We start from the raw sequence: 19730 nt of genomic DNA, 5'->3' as shown, positions 1-19730 counted from the left end.
GAAAAATAATAGTGGAGAAAAGATAAATATCTAAACTTTCTAACTTTTATTATAAAGCAATTGTTCGCATGTATGAAATACTTTCCGTTATAATGAAGGATAAAGTGAAACTTTAATTAGTGTGAGAATGTTTTCACGCGCTAATGATTAGCCCGCACAAATTGGGCTTTTACTGCACGTTAATGCGGAATAAAGTGAAGAAGTTGAATAAAAAGGAGATTATACATATGCATGAGCAAATTTTAGGAGCAATTAAAGAGTTTGATACGATTATTATTCATCGTCACGTACGTCCAGATCCAGATGCACTAGGTTCACAGGGCGGTCTTAGTACAATTCTACAAGAATCGTTTCCAGAGAAAAATATTTATACGGTTGGGTATAATGAACCGTCACTAGCATACTTACGAGTAATGGATGATATTGAAGATAGTGTATATGAAAATGCACTGGTTATCGTTTGTGATACTGCGAACCAAGAGCGTGTTGACGATCAACGCTATACAAAAGGGAAGATGTTAATCAAAATTGATCATCACCCAAATGAAGATCCGTACGGAGATATTACGTGGGTCGATACGACAGCAAGTTCTACAAGTGAAATGATTTATGAGCTTTACAGTTATGGAAAAGATAAAGGGTTACAGATAACAAAAGAAGCAGCTCGTCTTATTTTAGCGGGTATTGTTGGGGATACAGGTCGTTTCTTATTCCCGAATACAACAGCGAAAACACTTCGTTATGTAAGTGAGCTTGTTGATATGGATGTGAAATTCACAGATTTATACAATGAAATGTATAAGACGAAAGAAAAGATTGCTCGTTTAAACGGCTATATTTTACAAAACTTTACGATGGTAGAAGAAGGAGCAGCTTACATTAAATTAACGAAAGAAGTATTAGAAAAGTTTGATGTACTTCCTTCTGAGGCATCCGGTGTTGTTGGAGCACTTGGTAATATTGATGGATTAAAGTCGTGGGTTCTATTTTTAGAGGAAGACGATGTGATTCGTGTACGTCTTCGTTCAAAAGGACCAGTAATAAATAAATTAGCAATGCAATATAATGGTGGAGGGCATCCGATGGCTTCTGGTGCAAAAGCATCTTCTTGGGAAGAAGCGGATCGTCTGTTTGCGGATTTACGTGAGATTTGTAAATAAGAGATTATATATTAACACGAAAAGAAGGAGTGGCGCTAAAGCCCTCCTTCTTTATTTTTCTTTCTCTATAGCAATGCTAATTTCAAGCACGGTATCAAAAGATATTGTATCGACTTTAAAGCGGTATAGACGATCGTAATGTTTATACGTTTTATTTTCGATTGCTTTTTTGAGTAGGTCTTTATTTTTTGCGATACTTTGTATGTTTTTCGTTAAAAGATGCTGGAGGTCATTATGAATAGAAGTGGTCATATTTTCGAGTGTAAGATTGTCTAAATCGTATTTTTCTCGATTGATTATTTTTATTTTAATCTCTTGAATAGTTAAGAGTCGTTTATTTTCTGTATTCAATTTTTCTTGATCTTCGAGAAGGACGTGGAGCTTTGCTTCTTGTTTTTCTATAATTTCTCGTTGCTCTGCTATTTTACTAGCTTGTTCTTCTTGAAAAACACCGTATATGTACAAAAAAATAAACCAGCTCAACACGCCTCCAACAGCAGCACCAGCTAAAACTAAATACCATTTTTTTGCTGTATTGGCACTTGGTACTCTCATACATGTTCCTGCGTTAGCCATTTAATAATAGTAAGACCTGTTTGCATACCACCCGTTGCGAAAAAAATAAGGAGAATTTGTTTTACGATATCTTTCATATCTCCGCCAAAGAAACTTCTTTCAAAGCTATAAAAAGTATCAAATGTTCCGCCAATTGCTGCAACGAGTGCCCAAATCTTTAAATTTTGGGCGAATTGATTAATGTAAGTTAGAGTTGGTTTTCCGATAAGAAATGCACCAAAGCCGCCAATTAATGAACCACCGAGTATAACCCCAAAGGCAATAAAATAACTAATAATAAGCAGAGAGAAAAAAGTGTGTTCTCTTACATCCATCGTCATTCCCCTTTCTTCTTCATATATATGGACAAAGTATAAGAAGTATGTTTTGATTTCCGCTTTCCTCATCACCTATAATAAAAGTAGTCAAATTGGTAAAGAGAGGGTACAACAGTGAAGTTTGTGCATTTACAATGTCAAACCGTTTTTAGTTTGTTAAAAAGTGCTTGTAAAATTGATGAGCTTGTAATCAGGGCGAAAGAACTTGGTTTTTCATCACTCGCTATTACGGATGAAAATGTTATGTATGGCGTTATTCCGTTTTATAAAGCATGTAAGAAACATGGTATACAGCCTATTATCGGCTTAACAGCTTCTATTTTTAGTGAAGAAGACGAAAAATCTTATCCGCTTGTTTTACTTGCTGAAAATGAAATAGGCTATCAAAATTTATTAAAGATTTCTAGTAGCATTATGACGAAGTCAAAAGAAGGTATTCCAAAAAAGTGGCTTGCCCATTATGCGAAAGGATTAATTGCTATTTCACCAGGTAAAGATGGGGAAATTGAACAATTATTATTAGAAGATAAAGAGAGTGAAGCTGAAGAAGTAGCTCGCATGTACCAAAATATGTTCGGCAATTTTTATATGAGTTTGCAGCATCATGCGATTCAAGATGAACTGCTTCTGCAAGAGACATTACCTGCATTTATGAGTAGGATAAATGTTCCAGTTGTTGCAACAAACGATGTACGCTACATCAATCAAAGTGACGCACTTGTTCATGAGTGCTTATTATCTGTTGAAAGTGGATCGAAAATGACGGATCCAGATAGGCCGAGGCTGAAAACAGATCAATATTATTTAAAATCATCAGATGAAATGGAAGCACTATTTTCTCACGTAGAAGAGGCGATTAACAATACAGTAGAAATTGCAGAACGTTGCAGAGTAGAAATACCGTTTCATGTAAATCAATTACCGAAATTTCCTGTTCCAGCTAACGAGACGAATGATATGTATTTACGCCGCGTTTGTGAAGAAGGGTTGCAGAAACGTTATGGTACGCCGAAAGAAGTACATATCCAGCGTTTAAATCATGAATTAAACGTTATTTCTAGTATGGGGTTTAGTGATTATTTCCTCATCGTATGGGATTTTATGAAGTATGCGCATGAAAATCATATTTTAACAGGACCAGGACGTGGATCGGCAGCTGGTTCACTCGTTTCTTACGTATTAGAAATTACAGATATTGATCCAATTGAATACGATTTATTATTTGAAAGATTTTTAAACCCTGAACGTGTGACGCTTCCAGATATTGATATCGATTTTCCAGATATAAGACGTGATGAGATGATTCGATATGTGAAAGATAAATATGGTCAACTTCGTGTTGCACAAATTGTAACGTTCGGGACGCTTGCAGCGAAGGCGGCAATTAGAGACATTGCGCGTGTAATGGGGGTTCCGCCGCGAGATATTGACATATTCTCAAAACTTATCCCGTCAAAGCTTGGTATAACGTTAAAGGATGCATATGAGGAATCACAATCACTCCGTGAGTTTATACAAGGGAATCTGTTACATGAGCGTGTGTTTGAAATTGCAAAACGTGTAGAAGGCTTACCACGTCATACGTCTATTCATGCAGCTGGCGTTATTATGAGCCAAGAGCCGTTAACAGGAAGTGTTGCAATTCAAGAAGGGCATAACGATGTGTATGTGACGCAATATCCAGCTGATGCATTAGAAGAACTTGGTTTGTTAAAGATGGACTTTTTAGGGTTACGTAATTTAACGTTACTTGAAAATATTATAAAGTTTATCGTGAAAAAAACGGGGACACAAATTGATATAAGAAATTTACCACTTCAAGATGAAAAGACGTTCCAATTGTTAGGTAGAGGGGATACAACAGGTGTATTCCAGCTTGAATCAGGTGGTATGCGAAATGTGCTTCGCGGGTTAAAACCGAATGAATTTGAAGATATTGTCGCTGTTAACTCGTTATATAGACCTGGACCGATGGAACAAATTCCGACCTTTATTGAATCAAAGCATGGAAAAAGAAAAATTGAATATTTACATCCGGACTTAAAGCCAATTTTAGAAAGAACGTACGGTGTAATTGTGTACCAAGAACAAATTATGCAAATTGCGTCGAAATTAGCAGGATTCTCGCTCGGAGAAGCAGATTTATTACGCCGTGCAGTGAGTAAAAAAAATCGTGATATTTTAGATCAGGAACGTAAGCATTTTGTACAAGGTTGTTTACAAAACGGTTATGACGAGACATCCGCAGAGAAAATTTACGATTTAATTGTAAGATTTGCGAATTACGGTTTTAACCGAAGTCACGCTGTAGCCTACAGTATGATTGGATATCAGCTCGCTTACTTAAAAGCGAATTATACGCTGGAATTTATGACAGCATTATTATCAAGTGCAATTGGAAATGAAGATAAGATTGTGCAGTATATACGAGAAACGAAGCGGAAAGGTTTTCACGTTTTGCCGCCGTCTCTTCAGAGAAGTGGTTACAATTTCCAAATAGAAGGTAATGCGATACGTTACAGCTTACTTTCCATTCGAAACATCGGAATGGCTACAGTGACAGCATTACTCGAAGAACGTGAGAAAAAAATGTTTGAAGATTTATTTGAATTTTGTCTTCGTATGCCATCAAAGTTTGTAACAGAGCGAAATTTAGAGGCGTTCGTCTGGTCTGGGTGTTTTGATGATTTTGGTGTTTCGAGAACGAATTTATGGAAAAGCCTTAAAGGAGCGTTAGAGTACGCAAATCTTGCACGTGATTTAGGGGATGCTGTTCCAAAATCAAAATACGTACAAGGAGAAGAGCTCTCTTTTATTGAACAGTTAAATAAAGAGAAGGAAGCACTAGGCTTTTATTTATCAAGCTATCCGACAGCGCAGTATGTGAAGTTAGCGAAAGAATTAGAAATTCCATCTCTCGCTCAGGCAATGCGACATAAGAAAAAAGTGCAAAGGGCTATCGTGTATATAACAAGCGTGAGAGTGATTCGCACGAAAAAGTTGCAAAAGATGGCGTTTATTACATTTTGTGATCAAAATGATGAAATGGAAGCGGTTCTCTTCCCAGAAACGTATATACATTTCTCAGATAAGTTACAAGAAGGAGCAATTGTTTTAGTTGACGGCATGATTGAGCTAAGAAATCATAAGTTACAATGGATTGTAAATGGACTCTATCCATTAGAAGAAATGGATGTGTATGAAGAAAAGAAAGATGCATCTGTTTACGTGAAATTGCCGTCTCAGTATGAGAAAAAGCTTTTAAATCAGGTTACTAAAATGTTGTTTGATTATTCAGGTTTTGCGAAAGTACTAATTTATTATGAAAAGGAACATAAAATGGTACAATTATCTCGAAGTTTATCGATTCATCCAAGTGAAGAATGTTTAGGAGCACTTCGTGAAATTGTCGGGGAAGAAAATGTGGTTGTGAAAATATAATGGACAATTTCCCTACACTTCGATTATTATAGTAGTAGTGTTCGTGGTCAGACCACTTGGAGAAATTGATATCAGCTAGAATAATTTGAGGAGAGTGGATAGTTTGTCAACACTTCGTGAAGAAGCACTTCACATGCATAAAGTGCATCAAGGAAAATTAGAAACTGTATCAAAAGTAAAAGTAGAAAATGCAAAAGATTTAAGTCTTGCATATTCTCCAGGGGTTGCAGAACCTTGTAAAGAAATTTATGACGATAAAAGTAAGGTATATGAATATACGATGAAGGGAAATATGGTAGCAGTTGTGACAGATGGCACGGCTGTACTTGGTCTTGGTAACATTGGACCTGAAGCATCTCTTCCAGTAATGGAAGGTAAAGCTGTATTATTCAAGAGCTTTGCTGGTGTAGATGCATTCCCAATCGCCTTAAATACAAACGATGTAGACAAAATTGTTGAAACTGTAAAATTAATGGAGCCAACTTTTGGCGGCGTTAACTTAGAGGATATCGCAGCACCAAACTGCTTCATTATTGAAGAACGTTTGAAAAAAGAAACAAATATTCCTATCTTCCATGATGATCAACACGGAACAGCTATCGTAACAGTAGCAGGTCTTGTGAACGCGCTAAAATTAGTTGGAAAGAAAATGTCTGACATTAAAGTTGTCGCAAATGGCGCAGGTGCAGCAGGTATTGCAATTATTAAACTTTTATATCGCTATGGTGTACGCGACATTATTATGTGTGACCGTAAAGGTGCGATCTATGAGGGTCGTCCTACAGGTATGAATCCTGTGAAGGATGAAGTTGCAAAATATACAAATAAGAATCGTATCGAAGGTTCTTTAGCTGATGTTGTACAAGGTGCGGACGTATTCATTGGTGTATCTGCAGAAGGTGCATTAACAGAAGAGATGGTTCGTACAATGAATGACAATGCAATTATTTTTGCAATGGCGAATCCAGTTCCAGAAATTATGCCAGAATTGGCAAAAGCAGCGGGCGCAGCTGTTGTTGGGACGGGTCGTTCTGACTTCGCAAACCAAGTAAATAATGTACTAGCGTTCCCTGGTATTTTCCGTGGTGCACTTGACGTACATGCGACACAAATTAACGAAGAAATGAAGATGGCAGCTGTACAGGCTATTGCTGAGCTTGTAGCAGAAGATGAGTTGAATGCAGACTATATCATTCCGGCACCGTTTGACGCGCGTGTAGCGCCTCAAGTGGCGGCTTACGTTGCGAAAGCTGCAATGGAGACAGGAGTAGCTCGCCGTCAAGTAGACCCAAATGAGATTGCTGAGAAAACAAAACAATTAGCGCTGATTGGTAAAGAATAAGCGAGGAATTTCCATTGACATCATCAAATACAAAAGTATATCTCGAAATTGTAAAAAAAATCCGTTCCATTATGGAAGAAGATGGATTGGTGGCGGGGGATCGTTTGCCGTCTGAGCGTGAGTTAAGTTCACGTTTAAACGTAGGGCGTTCCTCTGTAAGAGAAGCATTGCGTGCTTTAGAACTGGTAGGATTGATTGAAACGAGACGTGGTGAAGGGACGTTTATTCGAAACTTTTACGATAACGGTCTTGTACAATTGATTGCGCCGTTCTTGCTGCAAGATGAGAAAACAATTCGTGATTTATTACAAACAAAACGATTACTTGAGAAAGATATGATTCGAATTGTATGTAATTTACCGAAAGAAACGTTTTCTAAAGTGCTAAGAAAATTACATCAAGTGCTTGAAGAAAATGAAAACTCAATGCCGATGCTTCATCAAACGTTCTTTAAAACACTTATTGAACAAGTCGATAATTATTTACTATATCGCATTTGGATGATCGTAAATGATTACGTATCAACTCTTTCTTGTAAAGTTTCAGGAGATTCTATCAAGATGTATAGAAAGCTTTATGCTACTTTGGAAGAAAAACAAGAAAATGATGCACTAAAAATTTACGATGAATTAGTAGAGAATATACAGTTTCACTCGTAATGTATAAAATTTGTCGAAATGACCATGACACGTTATGACAAACATTCTATCGCGTAGCGGTTAAAGTTAAACGTAAAGAGTGAGGTTATTAGACAGATTGAGAAGATAAGGCTAACATCAAACTTTGGTGTTAGCCCAATTTTCTTCTTGCGCTAACCTTAGCTCTCAACGAAGGGGGTCAAATTGTGCTAAGAGATTTATTCGTGAAAAAGAAAAAGTACGCTGCAATACCTTCAGAACAAGTACGAAAAGATGTACCGGATGGCGTTATGACAAAATGTCCGAAATGTAAAAAAATCATGTATACGAAAGAGGTTCTAAAAAATTTAAAAGTATGTGTGAATTGTGGATATCATCATCCTATGAATGCATGGGAACGTCTTGATAGTATATTGGACGAAGGGTCATTCCGTGAGTATGACAAAGAAATGGTTTCATTAAATCCACTCGAGTTTCCAGGATACGAAGAGAAACTAGAGAGCGATCGTAAGAAGACTGAATTGAACGAAGCGGTTGTAACTGGTGAAGGAACAATTGATGACATGCTTGTTGTTGTTGCAGTAATGGATTCTCGTTTTCGAATGGGCAGCATGGGCTCTGTTGTAGGAGAGAAAATTGCCCGTGCAGTTGAAAAAGCATACGACTTACAAGTTCCATTTATTATCTTTACTGCGTCGGGTGGTGCCCGTATGCAAGAAGGGATATTAAGTTTAATGCAAATGGCAAAAACAAGCGTAGCTTTGAAAAAGCATAGTAATGCAGGAGGGTTATTTATTTCTGTTATGACTCACCCAACGACGGGCGGGGTTTCAGCAAGTTTCGCTTCACTTGGTGATTACAATCTTGCAGAGCCAGGTGCACTTATCGGATTTGCTGGTAGACGTGTAATTGAACAAACAGTGCGTGAGAAACTACCGGAAGATTTCCAAACGGCAGAATTTTTATTAGAGCACGGTCAATTAGATGCGGTGGTGCATCGTGATGATATGAGAGAATCGCTCCGTAAGATTTTAGAAGTTCATCAAGGAGGGGAAATGGCTGTATGGCAGAGCTAGAATTTGAAAAACCAGTTGTTGAGCTAAGAAATAAGATTCGTGAACTGAAAGACTATACGAAAAACAGCCAGATGGACTTCAGTGAGGAGATTCGTATTTTGGAAGACAAGTTAGAAAAATTAGAGGAAGATATATACGGCAATATGAAAGTATGGGACCGTGTTCAAATTGCTCGTCATGCAGAACGACCGACAACGCTCGATTATATTGAGCACTTATTTACTAATTTTTTTGAATGTCATGGAGATCGTCTATTTGGCGACGATGCAGCGATTGTCGGCGGCATTGCGAAATATAAGGGGATGCCAGTAACTGTAATTGGGCATCAACGCGGAAAAGATACGAAAGAAAATATTCGTCGTAATTTTGGGATGCCTCATCCAGAAGGATATCGAAAAGCACTGCGTCTAATGAAACAAGCGGAAAAGTTTAATCGTCCTATTATTTGTTTCATCGATACGAAGGGAGCTTATCCTGGTAAAGCAGCTGAAGAACGTGGACAAAGTGAGGCAATTGCCCGCAATTTATTTGAAATGGCGGGTTTAACTGTACCTGTTATTTGTATTGTTATCGGTGAAGGCGGTAGTGGTGGTGCGTTAGGTCTTGGAGTAGGAGATTACATTCATATGCTAGAAAATTCCACGTATTCTGTTATTACACCAGAGGGTGCGGCGGCAATTCTTTGGAAAGACGCTGGTAAAGCAAAAGAAGCTGCAGAAGCGATGAAAATTACAGCATTAGATTTGAAAGAATTAGGTGTAATTGACGAAATCATTCCAGAGGCAAAAGGCGGAGCGCATCGTAATATTTTAAAACAATCAGAAAATATAGATTTAATGCTTAAGAAAACTTTTGAACAATTAAGCGGAATTTCAAAAGATGAATTAATCGAAAAACGTTATGAAAAATATATGAAAATTGGGCAAGTTTCGTTTTCAAACGCTTCCATTGGGATAAAATAATAAAAGCGTGCGTTCCTCTTCGCGAATGCACGTTTTTATTATGAAAAGACACATCTTCTCCATTGTGTTTTTATATTTTTTCGTGTTATTTTATTATAAGGCAAATAATCTTTATGAGGTGAGTACAAATGAAACGTATTGGTGTATTAACAAGTGGTGGAGATTCACCTGGTATGAATGCTGCCATTCGTGCAGTTGTTCGTAAAGCGATTTTCCATGATATTGAAGTATATGGTATTTACCATGGATACGCTGGTTTAATTTCTGGTCATATTGAAAAATTAGAACTTGGTTCTGTTGGCGATATTATCCACCGTGGTGGTACAAAATTATATACAGCAAGATGTCCTGAGTTTAAAGATCCAGAAGTACGACTAAAAGGTATCGAGCAATTAAAGAAACACGGTATCGAAGGACTTGTTGTTATTGGTGGAGATGGTTCTTACCAAGGTGCTAAAAAATTAACTGAACAAGGATTCCCATGTGTTGGTGTACCAGGTACAATCGACAATGATATTCCTGGAACAGACTTCACAATTGGTTTCGATACAGCTTTAAATACTGTTATTGATGCAATTGATAAAATTCGTGACACAGCTACATCTCATGAACGTACATATGTTATCGAAGTAATGGGACGTCATGCTGGAGATATCGCATTATGGGCTGGTTTAGCTGATGGTGCTGAAACAATTTTAATTCCAGAAGAAGAGTATGACATGGAAGATGTTATTGCTCGTCTGAAGCGCGGTAGTGAACGTGGTAAAAAACACAGTATTATCATTGTAGCTGAAGGTGTTGGAAGTGCAATTGACATCGGTAAGCATATTGAAGAAGCAACAAACTTTGATACTCGTGTAACTGTATTAGGTCACGTACAACGTGGTGGATCACCAAGTGCACAAGACCGTGTATTAGCAAGTCGTCTTGGCGCAAGAGCAGTTGAATTGTTAATTGCTGGTAGAGGTGGACGTTGTGTAGGTATTCAAGATAATAAACTTGTTGATCATGATATTATCGAAGCGTTAGCTCAAAAGCATACAATCGATAAAGATATGTATCAATTATCTAAAGAATTATCCATCTAATCGGCTTAATGTCGGATATTTGGGAACGGTTTCATAATTTTCGGAGGTGCAATATGCGTAAAACTAAAATTGTATGTACTATAGGTCCTGCTAGTGAAAGTATTGAGAAATTAGAACAATTAATCGAAGCGGGTATGAACGTTGCTCGTTTAAACTTCTCTCATGGTAGCCATGAAGAGCACGGCGCTCGTATTAAAAACATTCGTGAAGCTTCAAAGAAAACTGGTAAAACAGTTGGTATCTTACTTGATACAAAAGGTCCAGAAATCCGTACTCACGACTTCGTAGACGGACAAGCTGAGCTTGTAACAGGTGCAGAAGTAGTTCTTTCTACTGAGCAAGTATTAGGTACTGCAGAGAAGTTCTCTGTATCTTATGCTGGTCTTTATGACGATGTAGACCCAGGTTCTCGTATTCTAATCGATGACGGTCTTATCGAACTAGAAGTAATCGAAAAAGCTGACGGAAACATCCGTACAAAAGTTTTAAACAGCGGAACTGTAAAAAATAAAAAAGGTGTTAACGTACCAAACGTAAGCATTAAGCTTCCTGGTATCACTGAAAAAGACGTAAAAGATATCGTTTTCGGTATCGAGCAAAAAGTTGATTTCATTGCAGCTTCATTCGTACGTAAAGCATCTGACGTATTAGAGATCCGTGAATTATTAGAAGGGCATAACGCTCAATACATTCAAATCGTACCAAAAATCGAAAACCAAGAGGGTATCGATAATATCGATTCAATCTTAGAAGTTTCTGACGGTTTAATGGTAGCTCGTGGTGATATGGGTGTAGAAATTCCGCCAGAAGAAGTACCATTAGTACAAAAACGTCTAATCAAAAAATGTAACGTGTTAGGTAAACCGGTTATTACTGCGACACAAATGTTAGATTCTATGCAACGTAACCCACGTCCAACTCGCGCGGAAGCAAGTGACGTAGCTAACGCAATCTTCGATGGTACAGATGCAATCATGCTTTCAGGTGAAACAGCTGCTGGTCAATACCCAGTAGAAGCAGTAACAATGATGGCTAACATTGCAGTACGTGTTGAAAAATCATTACAATATGAAGATATGTTCAAAAAACGTATTAAAGAGTTCACTCCAACAATTACAGATGCAATTAGCCAATCTGTTGCGCATACAGCACTTGCTCTTGATGTAGCTGCAATCGTAGCTCCAACAGAAAGTGGACATACTGCAAAAATGATCTCTAAATACCGTCCAAAATCTCCAATCGTAGCTGTAACATCTGACGAGCAAGTAGGACGTCGTCTTGCACTTGTTTGGGGTGTACAAGCATTTATGGCTGGAAAACGTGCAGCGTCTACTGACGAAATGTTAGATACTGCAATTCAAACAGGTATGGATGCAGGTCTAATTGGACTTGGAGACACTGTAGTAATCACTGCTGGTGTACCGGTTGCTGAAACTGGTACAACAAACTTAATGAAAATCCATGTTGTTGGTGAAGAAGTTGCGAAAGGACAAGGAATCGGTCGCAAAGCTGCAAAAGGTAAAGTAGTTGTAGCGAAAACAGCTGCTGAAGCTGTAGCGAACGTAAACGAAGGTGATATCCTTGTTACAACAAGTACTGATAAAGATATGATTCCTGCAATCGAAAAAGCTGCTGCTCTAGTTGTAGAAGAAGGCGGTCTAACAAGCCATGCGGCTGTTGTAGGTGTATCAATTGGTATTCCTGTTATCGTTGGTGTAAACGGCGTAACAGCAACTTTAAAAAATGGCCAAGAAGTAACAGTTGATGCAGCACGCGGAATTGTTTATAATGGACATGCGGAAGTGCTATAAGTAATACGGAGAGAAGGATCGGAGTCCTTCTCTTTTTTTTACACAAAAATGAGGCGGAACTGGCTTGAGACGTCTGAAATCGCTTTTATAAGCTGTTTATTATGAAGTTTGATATTGGAATGTATTAGACTTTTATATGGTGTATATGGGCGTTGTAAGGGCGTTTAAAGTGATGGTATGTGAAAGGAGTGTAGAACTATGAAGTGGTTACTATTCTTGTTTATTTTAATACCGGCGATTGAGATTACGGTCTTAATTGGATCGAGTCATGTAATAGGTTTATGGTCTACGTTCGCTATGATTGTATTTACGGGTGTTGTAGGTGTCTATTTGGCGAAAAGGCAAGGATTTAAAGTGCTGGGAGAGATTCAATCTAAGTTGAATAGAGGGGAAATGCCAGGAGCGGCAGTGCTAGATGGTATTTTTATCTTTGTAGGAGGTATTCTTTTGATACTTCCCGGATATGTAACGGATATAATAGGGTTTATCTTTGTTCTCCCTATGACGAGGGCTTTGTTGAAGCCATTTGTTATGAAGTGGATGGAATGGAAGTTTAGAAAGAATTCTACTATTATTGTGCAGAAATAGTGCTTAGATTATAGCGATCTAAGCACTATTTTTTTTGCCCGCAAAAGGATGGGGATGGATGAAGCTCTGTTAATTAAAGTTTGGTGAGTGTGAAGGGGTTAAGTGGAAATCAGACTGCCTATACAAGTCCGATTATTGAAAGTTAATAATCGGTGGTGGACAAAATTCTTACTAATCGTAGTTTTACTTTATTATATATTTGCTGTGTATTTTTCGATTGGATATTGATTGGAGGGGTAGGTAGTTCTTACTGAGTGTGCTGCAAGAAAATTTTGTGAACGCAAGCTTGTTTTTGTATATAAACGGATTCAATTAGTGTGGAAAAGTTAGATACGAGCAGAGAAATTGTTAGTTTAAGCCTCATTCTGTGCTATTTTGCATATTTATTCATTTACATAAAAAGTAATAAATGTAAGTAATAATTATAAAAATAAAAGAATAAATATGTAAAAAGACCTCGAGATATGCGTTTTTTATACAAAAAACAAGAGAATGATCCTTTTTGGGTGCAATTCTCTTGTTGGATGTAATGAGTATGAAAAATAAGTACAAGGAATAATCAGTGGGAAATTCCCACTGATTACATGTAAGTTTTTTGTTGTATATGAATTAGAAACTATTATTTTGAAGGTGAGCCTTTAATATATTTCCACAAATCATGGAATACACGAGCTTTGTGCAATGTATTAAGTAGTACTAAGGTGACCGGACCGATGATTAATCCTAAAAAGCCAAAAAGCTTAAAGCCGACAAATAGAGCGATCAGTGTTGCTAATGGATCGAGGCCGATATTAGATGAAAGTACTTTAGGCTCCATAATTTGTCTTTGGACAATCACGACGATGTATAAGATGAGAAGACCGATGGCGAAAGCAGTGTCGCCAGTGAAAAATACGTATATAACCCAAGGGACGAAGACGGCGCCTGTTCCTAGGTATGGGAGTAAATCTACAACCCCTGTAATAATCGCGATAGTAATGGCGTATGGTACACGTAATATTAACAGTCCGATTAGTACAATAACAGTTGTCATAGATACGAGTGTAAGTTGCGCTTTAACAAAACCAAATAAAGCTTTTCTTAAATCGACAAAAATAGTTTTTCCATAGCCATGAACACGATTGGGCAAAAATTTTCTTACTTTCTGAGCAAGACGGTGCCAATCGTAACTAATGAAGAAAGTGGCTAATAAAACGAATACAAGAACAGTTAAAGTTGTTGGTAATGCACTAATGAAATTTGTTAACCCGCTTATAATAGCAGTTAAAAGTTCTTTCATTTGTGTCGTTGCTTCGGTTCCTAAGTTTTGAATGTTTTGTGTAATCGTATAGCGCTGTGGTTCCCCAAGATGATTAAATTTAGAAATTAAATCATCATAGAGAGGCATAATATGATTAAGTGCAAATTGCTCTGCGAATTTCACGATATCTGGAAACTTTACTGTAACAAGTTGTAGTAAGTATGTTGTGGCAGATATTGCTTCTGTTACAAGGTATGTAACGAGCCCAACGATAGCTCCGAATACGAGAATTAAGCTAACGAGCACGGCTAGTGCGCGAGGAAATTGTAGTTTTTGATTAAGGAAATTGACGACGGGATTAATTAAATAAGCAAATGCGAAAGCGATAATAAAAGGGTAGATAAGTCCTGACATATATAGTAATGCATAGAACCCGGCTACCGTTGCTACAATGACAAATATGAGTCGCAATATCATATATAGTAAGTTTCGGTTCAAAGATGTATACCTCCCATTCCAATTTGGATTATCCTAATTCGTTCAACTTATAACGAGTGTGCCGCCACTGATTAAAGTTTCACTTTATGTTATAGTGGAATGATGGATTTTTCCTGCTTTTTCAGTATATGAGTGACCGGAAAAGCTTGGTGTTGATGCTTCTACTATATGGTAAAAACTTCATTTTCTCTTCTTTTTATTTTACCTGTTTCTTATTAGAAAAGAAAGGAGAGACGACCGTTTTTAAAAATGTATACATGCTTAAATTTTTGATGATGAAAGTCTCAGTTTGTCATTTTAAAATATGTAAAAAATGAAGTGATTATTGTGGAATATACATCGATATAGCATGTATAACGATAGGTTTAAAGGTATTTTTGTTTGGAAATGAGTTCATTATTTTCAGAAAGGAAGTGCAAACATGATTAGTCAGTCAACGTTATTTTTATTCATACTACTTATTATAGGACTTATTGCGAAAAACCAATCGCTTACTGTAGCTATTGGTGTGTTATTTTTATTGAAATTTACGTTTCTAGGAGATAAAGTCTTTCCTTATCTACAAACGAAAGGGATTAACCTTGGTGTTACGGTTATTACAATAGCAGTACTCGTACCGATTGCGACGGGGGAAATAGGTTTTAAACAACTTGGAGAAGCAGCGAAATCGTATTATGCATGGATTGCTTTAGCTTCAGGGGTAGCGGTTGCTTTGCTAGCGAAAGGCGGCGTACAATTATTGACGACGGATCCTCATATTACAACTGCGCTCGTTTTCGGGACAATTATAGCGGTTGCTTTATTTAATGGAGTTGCTGTAGGTCCATTAATTGGGGCTGGAATTGCCTATGCAGTTATGAGTATTATACAGATGTTTAAATAAGAAATTTTATAGTAATATAAAATTTTTGAATTCTTTCTGTTCACAAAAGTCAGATAATTGTTTATAATAGGATTAGAAACTTTGAAAAGTTACATAACAGCAGAGACTTTACACCAGATAAAATAAAAACAACATAAAACAATTTTATAATGATATTGTTTTATGTTGTTTTTATCATAAAACTCTTCGGAATTATTTTTCCTCACTAACTTGTTGTTTTGAGCGTGAGGATTCGGGGAGACATTCACGCTCATGCTTTCCATGTAGACAATGGACATAAGAGGGGAACATCGCAACAAATTTGCATGATCGTGCATTTTGCTTGCCTAAAGAGTGAACGGGCGTTCATAATTCAAAAGGGGAGCAAATAGATATAAGGAGCAAGGTTGGGAGAATTTTCAGGAAAAGGAGAGAATGTCATGACTGTTATTCGAGGTTTAGAAGGGGTAGTAGCAACAACATCATCTGTGAGCTCTATTATTGATGATACATTAACTTATGTTGGGTATAATATTGATGATTTAGCTGAGAATGCTACATTTGAAGAAGTAGTGTACTTATTATGGCATCGCAAGCTTCCTAATGAACAAGAACTAGCGAAATTTAAAGAAACTGTATCGGAATACTATAAAGTTCCAGGTGAGATTTTAACATATTTGAAACAAGTAGATTTAAAAATCGCACATCCGATGTCTGTTTTACGAACTGCAATTTCCATGCTATCATTATACGATGAGAGCGCTGAAAATATGGATGAAAACTCCAATTATTTGAAAGCGGTTAAATTGCAGGCTCAAGTGGGAACTTTAGTTGCTGCTTATGCAAGAATTCGTAAAGGTTTAGATGTTGTTGAGCCTAGAAACGATTTATCATTAGCTGCAAACTTCTTGTACATGTTAAATGATCGCGAGCCAAATGAGGTTGAAATTGAAGCTTTTGATAAGGCGCTTGTACTTCACGCAGATCATGAATTAAACGCTTCTACATTTACTGCACGCGTTTGTGTAGCTACACTTTCAGATGTATATTCTGGTATTACAGCAGCAATCGGTGCGTTAAAAGGTCCTCTTCACGGCGGGGCAAATGAAAATGTAATGAAGATGTTAACTGAAATTGGCGAAGAAGAAAATGTAGAATCATATATTCATAATGCTCTTCAAAATAAAGTAAAAATCATGGGCTTTGGCCACCGTGTATATGAGCAGGGCGATCCGCGTGCAAAACATTTACGCGAAATGTCTAAGAGATTATGCGTGCTTTTAGGAGAAGACAAATGGTATAATATGTCTATCAAAATTGAAGACATTGTAACAAAAGAAAAAGGTCTTCCACCAAATGTTGATTTCTATTCAGCTTCTGTATACCATTGCTTAGGAATTGACCATGACTTATTTACACCTATTTTTGCAATTAGCCGTATGTCAGGCTGGTTAGCTCATATTCTAGAACAATATGAAAACAACCGTTTAATCCGTCCGCGTGCTGATTATAATGGACCAACACATCAAGTGTACGTTCCAATTGCACAACGATAAGCGAAAAACACTATTTTGATAGTGAAAATACGCTTTCAAAAGTCTGATTTTTTCGGGAAGACGTAATGATTAGAATATTTTAATTTGAATAACGGTTTGAACTGAGGGGTTATTCCCTCAGTTTCATACATATGAAATTTCAAACATGGGGGTTATCACATTGACGACAGGTGAAAAAATTACTGTAACTAATGGTGTTATGAATGTACCAAACAATCCGATTATTCCATTTATCGAAGGAGATGGAATTGGTCCTGATATTTGGGCAGCTGCATCTCGTGTACTAGAAGCAGCAGTTGAAAAAGCTTATGATGGTGAGAAGAAAATCGTTTGGAAAGAAGTGCTTGCAGGGGAAAAAGCATTCAACCAAACAGGCGAGTGGTTACCAGAAGAAACTTTAAATTTAATCCGTGAATATTTAATCGCGATTAAAGGTCCACTTACAACTCCAGTTGGCGGTGGTATTCGTTCTCTAAACGTAGCACTTCGTCAAGAATTAGATTTATATGTATGTCTACGTCCAGTGCGTTATTTTGATGGTGTTCCATCACCTGTAAAACGTCCGGAAGATACTGATATGGTTATTTTCCGTGAGAATACAGAAGACATTTATGCTGGAATTGAATATGCACAAGGATCTCCAGAAGCAGAAAAAGTTCTTGCTTTCTTAAAAGAAGCAATGGGTGTTAATAAAATCCGCTTCCCAGAAACTTCTGGTATTGGTATTAAACCAATCTCAGAAGAAGGGACAAAGCGTCTTGTTCGTGCTGCAATTCAATATGCAATTAACGAAAAACGTTCTTCTGTTACATTAGTTCATAAAGGAAACATTATGAAATTTACAGAAGGTGCTTTCAAAAACTGGGGTTACGAAGTAGCGGAACAAGAATTCGGCGACAAAGTATTTACTTGGGCTGAATATGACCGTATCGTTGAGAAAGATGGTAAAGATGCAGCGAATAAAGCGATGGCAGACGCTGAAGTGGCTGGAAAAATCATCGTAAAAGATTCTATTGCAGACATCTTCTTACAACAAATTTTAACTCGTCCACGTGAGTTCGATGTTGTTGCAACAATGAACTTAAACGGAGACTACATCTCTGATGCACTTGCTGCACAAGTAGGTGGAATTGGTATTGCACCAGGTGCAAACATTAACTATGTGACTGGACATGCTATCTTTGAAGCTACACACGGTACAGCTCCAAAATATGCAGGTTTAGATAAAGTAAACCCATCTTCAGTTCTTCTTTCTGGTGTATTATTATTAGAGCACCTAGGATGGAACGAAGCTGCGAAATTAGTAACTGCTTCAGTTGAGAACACAATTGCTTCAAAAGTAGTAACTTATGATTTCGCACGCTTAATGGAAGGTGCAACAGAAGTGAAATGTTCTGAGTTCGCTAATGAACTTATTAAAAACATGGATGTAGCGATAATCAAAAACGCATAATTAAAGCGGGGGGTAAATTATGACAATCAAACGCAAGAAAGTCTCAGTCATCGGTGCAGGATTTACAGGAGCAACAACAGCATTCTTATTAGCACAAAAAGAACTTGCGGATGTTGTATTAGTGGACATTCCACAACTGGAAAATCCAACAAAAGGGAAAGCGTTAGATATGTTAGAAGCGAGCCCAGTACAAGGTTTTGATGCTAACATTATTGGAACATCTGATTACGCAGATACTGCTGATTCTGACGTTGTCGTTATTACAGCAGGTATTGCGCGTAAGCCTGGTATGAGCCGTGATGACTTAGTAGCAACAAACTCTAAAATTATGAAAAGTATTACGCGCGACATTGCAAAACATTCACCAAATGCGATTATTGTTGTATTAACAAATCCAGTTGATGCAATGACATATTCTGTATTTAAAGAAGCAGGATTCCCGAAAGAGCGTGTTATCGGTCAATCGGGCGTATTAGATACAGCTCGTTTCCGTACATTCATCGCGCAAGAATTAAACTTTTCTGTGAAAGATATTACAGGATTTGTTCTTGGTGGACACGGTGACGATATGGTACCTCTTGTACGTTATTCTTATGCAGGTGGCATTCCGTTAGAGACGTTAATTCCGAAAGAGCGTTTAGAAGCAATCGTAGAACGTACCCGTAAAGGTGGCGGCGAGATTGTAGGCTTATTAGGAAACGGTAGTGCATATTACGCACCAGCAGCTTCTTTAGTTGAAATGACAGAAGCAATCTTAAAAGATCAACGCCGTGTATTACCGGCTATTGCGTACCTTGAAGGTGAATACGGTTATAGTGACCTTTACTTAGGGGTACCAGTAATTCTAGGTGGTAATGGAATTGAAAAAATTATTGAATTAGAACTTCTTGCAGATGAAAAAGAAGCGTTAGATCGCTCTGTAGAATCTGTACGTAATGTTATGAAAGTTCTTGTTTAATAATTAAATATAAGCGGAAAAAGATTCGGGGCCCCGAATCTTTTTCTACTATTTATTGAAATGTTTTTTTGAAATAACATGAAAACGCTATCATTTGGTGTATCCTATAATGAAACTATAGAATTATACTATATATTGCCCTCATCATAGTAAATTTCGGATAA

Annotated in this window: 16 protein-coding genes; 13 read left to right on the top strand and 3 right to left on the bottom strand. The window is 37.3% G+C overall.

The window, feature by feature from the left end; all coding sequences use genetic code 11:
• The first annotated feature begins 227 nt into the window (after positions 1–227).
• Entirely contained in the window at positions 228–1160 is a 933-nt protein-coding gene (locus KZZ19_RS22490; protein WP_088097963.1) for a DHH family phosphoesterase, read from the top strand.
• Between the two features lie 51 nt (positions 1161–1211).
• Here the strand turns inward: KZZ19_RS22490 and ytrI are convergent, their stop codons facing one another.
• Together ytrI and KZZ19_RS22480 are read right to left on the bottom strand one after the other, a co-directional pair.
• On the bottom strand, positions 1212–1715 hold the full coding sequence (gene ytrI / locus KZZ19_RS22485) for a sporulation membrane protein YtrI (protein ID WP_088028354.1): 504 nt from the start codon (positions 1713–1715) through the stop codon (positions 1212–1214).
• Complete coding sequence (locus KZZ19_RS22480; RefSeq protein ID WP_116329186.1) at positions 1712–2125, bottom strand: YtrH family sporulation protein; 414 nt, start codon at positions 2123–2125, stop codon at positions 1712–1714. Before KZZ19_RS22480 ends, ytrI begins: the two co-directional genes overlap by 4 nt.
• A gap of 42 nt (positions 2126–2167) precedes the next feature.
• Between KZZ19_RS22480 and dnaE the strand changes: the two genes are divergently transcribed.
• The 8 genes from dnaE to KZZ19_RS22440 all read left to right on the top strand — a co-directional run bounded on the left by dnaE (position 2168) and on the right by KZZ19_RS22440 (position 12999).
• Complete coding sequence (gene dnaE, locus KZZ19_RS22475) at positions 2168–5494, top strand: DNA polymerase III subunit alpha (RefSeq protein ID WP_088097962.1); 3327 nt, start codon at positions 2168–2170, stop codon at positions 5492–5494.
• Positions 5495–5627: 133 nt separating this feature from the next.
• On the top strand, positions 5628–6836 hold the full coding sequence (locus KZZ19_RS22470) for an NAD(P)-dependent malic enzyme (RefSeq protein WP_163096237.1): 1209 nt from the start codon (positions 5628–5630) through the stop codon (positions 6834–6836).
• Between the two features lie 14 nt (positions 6837–6850).
• The gene (locus KZZ19_RS22465; RefSeq protein WP_237981693.1) at positions 6851–7495 is read left to right on the top strand and encodes a FadR/GntR family transcriptional regulator; all 645 of its coding nucleotides are present in this window, start codon (positions 6851–6853) and stop codon (positions 7493–7495) included.
• Positions 7496–7680: 185 nt separating this feature from the next.
• Entirely contained in the window at positions 7681–8550 is an 870-nt protein-coding gene (gene accD, locus KZZ19_RS22460) for an acetyl-CoA carboxylase, carboxyltransferase subunit beta (RefSeq protein ID WP_000942872.1), read from the top strand.
• Positions 8538–9512: an acetyl-CoA carboxylase carboxyl transferase subunit alpha gene (gene accA / locus KZZ19_RS22455; RefSeq protein ID WP_000818786.1), complete on the top strand. Its 975-nt coding sequence runs from the start codon at positions 8538–8540 to the stop codon at positions 9510–9512. The genes accD and accA overlap by 13 nt, the downstream gene beginning before the upstream one ends.
• A 128-nt stretch (positions 9513–9640) precedes the next feature.
• Positions 9641–10600, top strand: a complete 960-nt coding sequence (pfkA, locus tag KZZ19_RS22450; RefSeq protein ID WP_000821162.1) for a 6-phosphofructokinase — start codon at positions 9641–9643, stop codon at positions 10598–10600.
• A 53-nt stretch (positions 10601–10653) separates the two neighbouring features.
• The gene (gene pyk, locus KZZ19_RS22445) at positions 10654–12411 is read left to right on the top strand and encodes a pyruvate kinase (protein ID WP_088097959.1); all 1758 of its coding nucleotides are present in this window, start codon (positions 10654–10656) and stop codon (positions 12409–12411) included.
• A 198-nt stretch (positions 12412–12609) separates the two neighbouring features.
• Positions 12610–12999: an FxsA family protein gene (locus KZZ19_RS22440; protein WP_237981692.1), complete on the top strand. Its 390-nt coding sequence runs from the start codon at positions 12610–12612 to the stop codon at positions 12997–12999.
• Between the two features lie 619 nt (positions 13000–13618).
• Here KZZ19_RS22440 and ytvI read toward each other — a convergent pair.
• A complete protein-coding gene (ytvI, locus tag KZZ19_RS22435) occupies positions 13619–14737 on the bottom strand; it encodes a sporulation integral membrane protein YtvI (protein ID WP_001081381.1) in 1119 nt (372 codons plus the stop codon).
• Positions 14738–15158: 421 nt separating this feature from the next.
• Here ytvI and KZZ19_RS22430 point away from each other — a divergent pair, with 421 nt between their 5' ends.
• The 4 genes from KZZ19_RS22430 (at position 15159) to mdh (ending at position 19566) form a co-directional block, all read left to right on the top strand.
• Positions 15159–15620 (top strand): DUF441 domain-containing protein, encoded by a 462-nt coding sequence (locus tag KZZ19_RS22430; protein WP_000625507.1) that lies wholly within the window; start codon positions 15159–15161, stop codon positions 15618–15620.
• 386 nt (positions 15621–16006) lie between these two features.
• On the top strand, positions 16007–17155 hold the full coding sequence (citZ, locus tag KZZ19_RS22425) for a citrate synthase (RefSeq protein WP_140392563.1): 1149 nt from the start codon (positions 16007–16009) through the stop codon (positions 17153–17155).
• A gap of 160 nt (positions 17156–17315) precedes the next feature.
• Positions 17316–18608 carry an NADP-dependent isocitrate dehydrogenase gene (icd, locus tag KZZ19_RS22420; protein ID WP_137036652.1) on the top strand — a complete coding sequence of 431 codons (1293 nt, stop codon included), beginning with the start codon at positions 17316–17318 and terminating at the stop codon, positions 18606–18608.
• Between the two features lie 19 nt (positions 18609–18627).
• Positions 18628–19566, top strand: a complete 939-nt coding sequence (gene mdh / locus KZZ19_RS22415; protein WP_000153226.1) for a malate dehydrogenase — start codon at positions 18628–18630, stop codon at positions 19564–19566.
• Positions 19567–19730 lie beyond the last annotated feature (164 nt).

Origin of the sequence: Bacillus thuringiensis, assembly GCF_022095615.2 — a bacterium.
GTDB lineage: Bacteria > Bacillota > Bacilli > Bacillales > Bacillaceae_G > Bacillus_A > Bacillus_A cereus_AG.
Note: the sequence above shows the minus strand (reverse complement) of the source record. Positions and strands in the feature narration are given on the sequence as shown.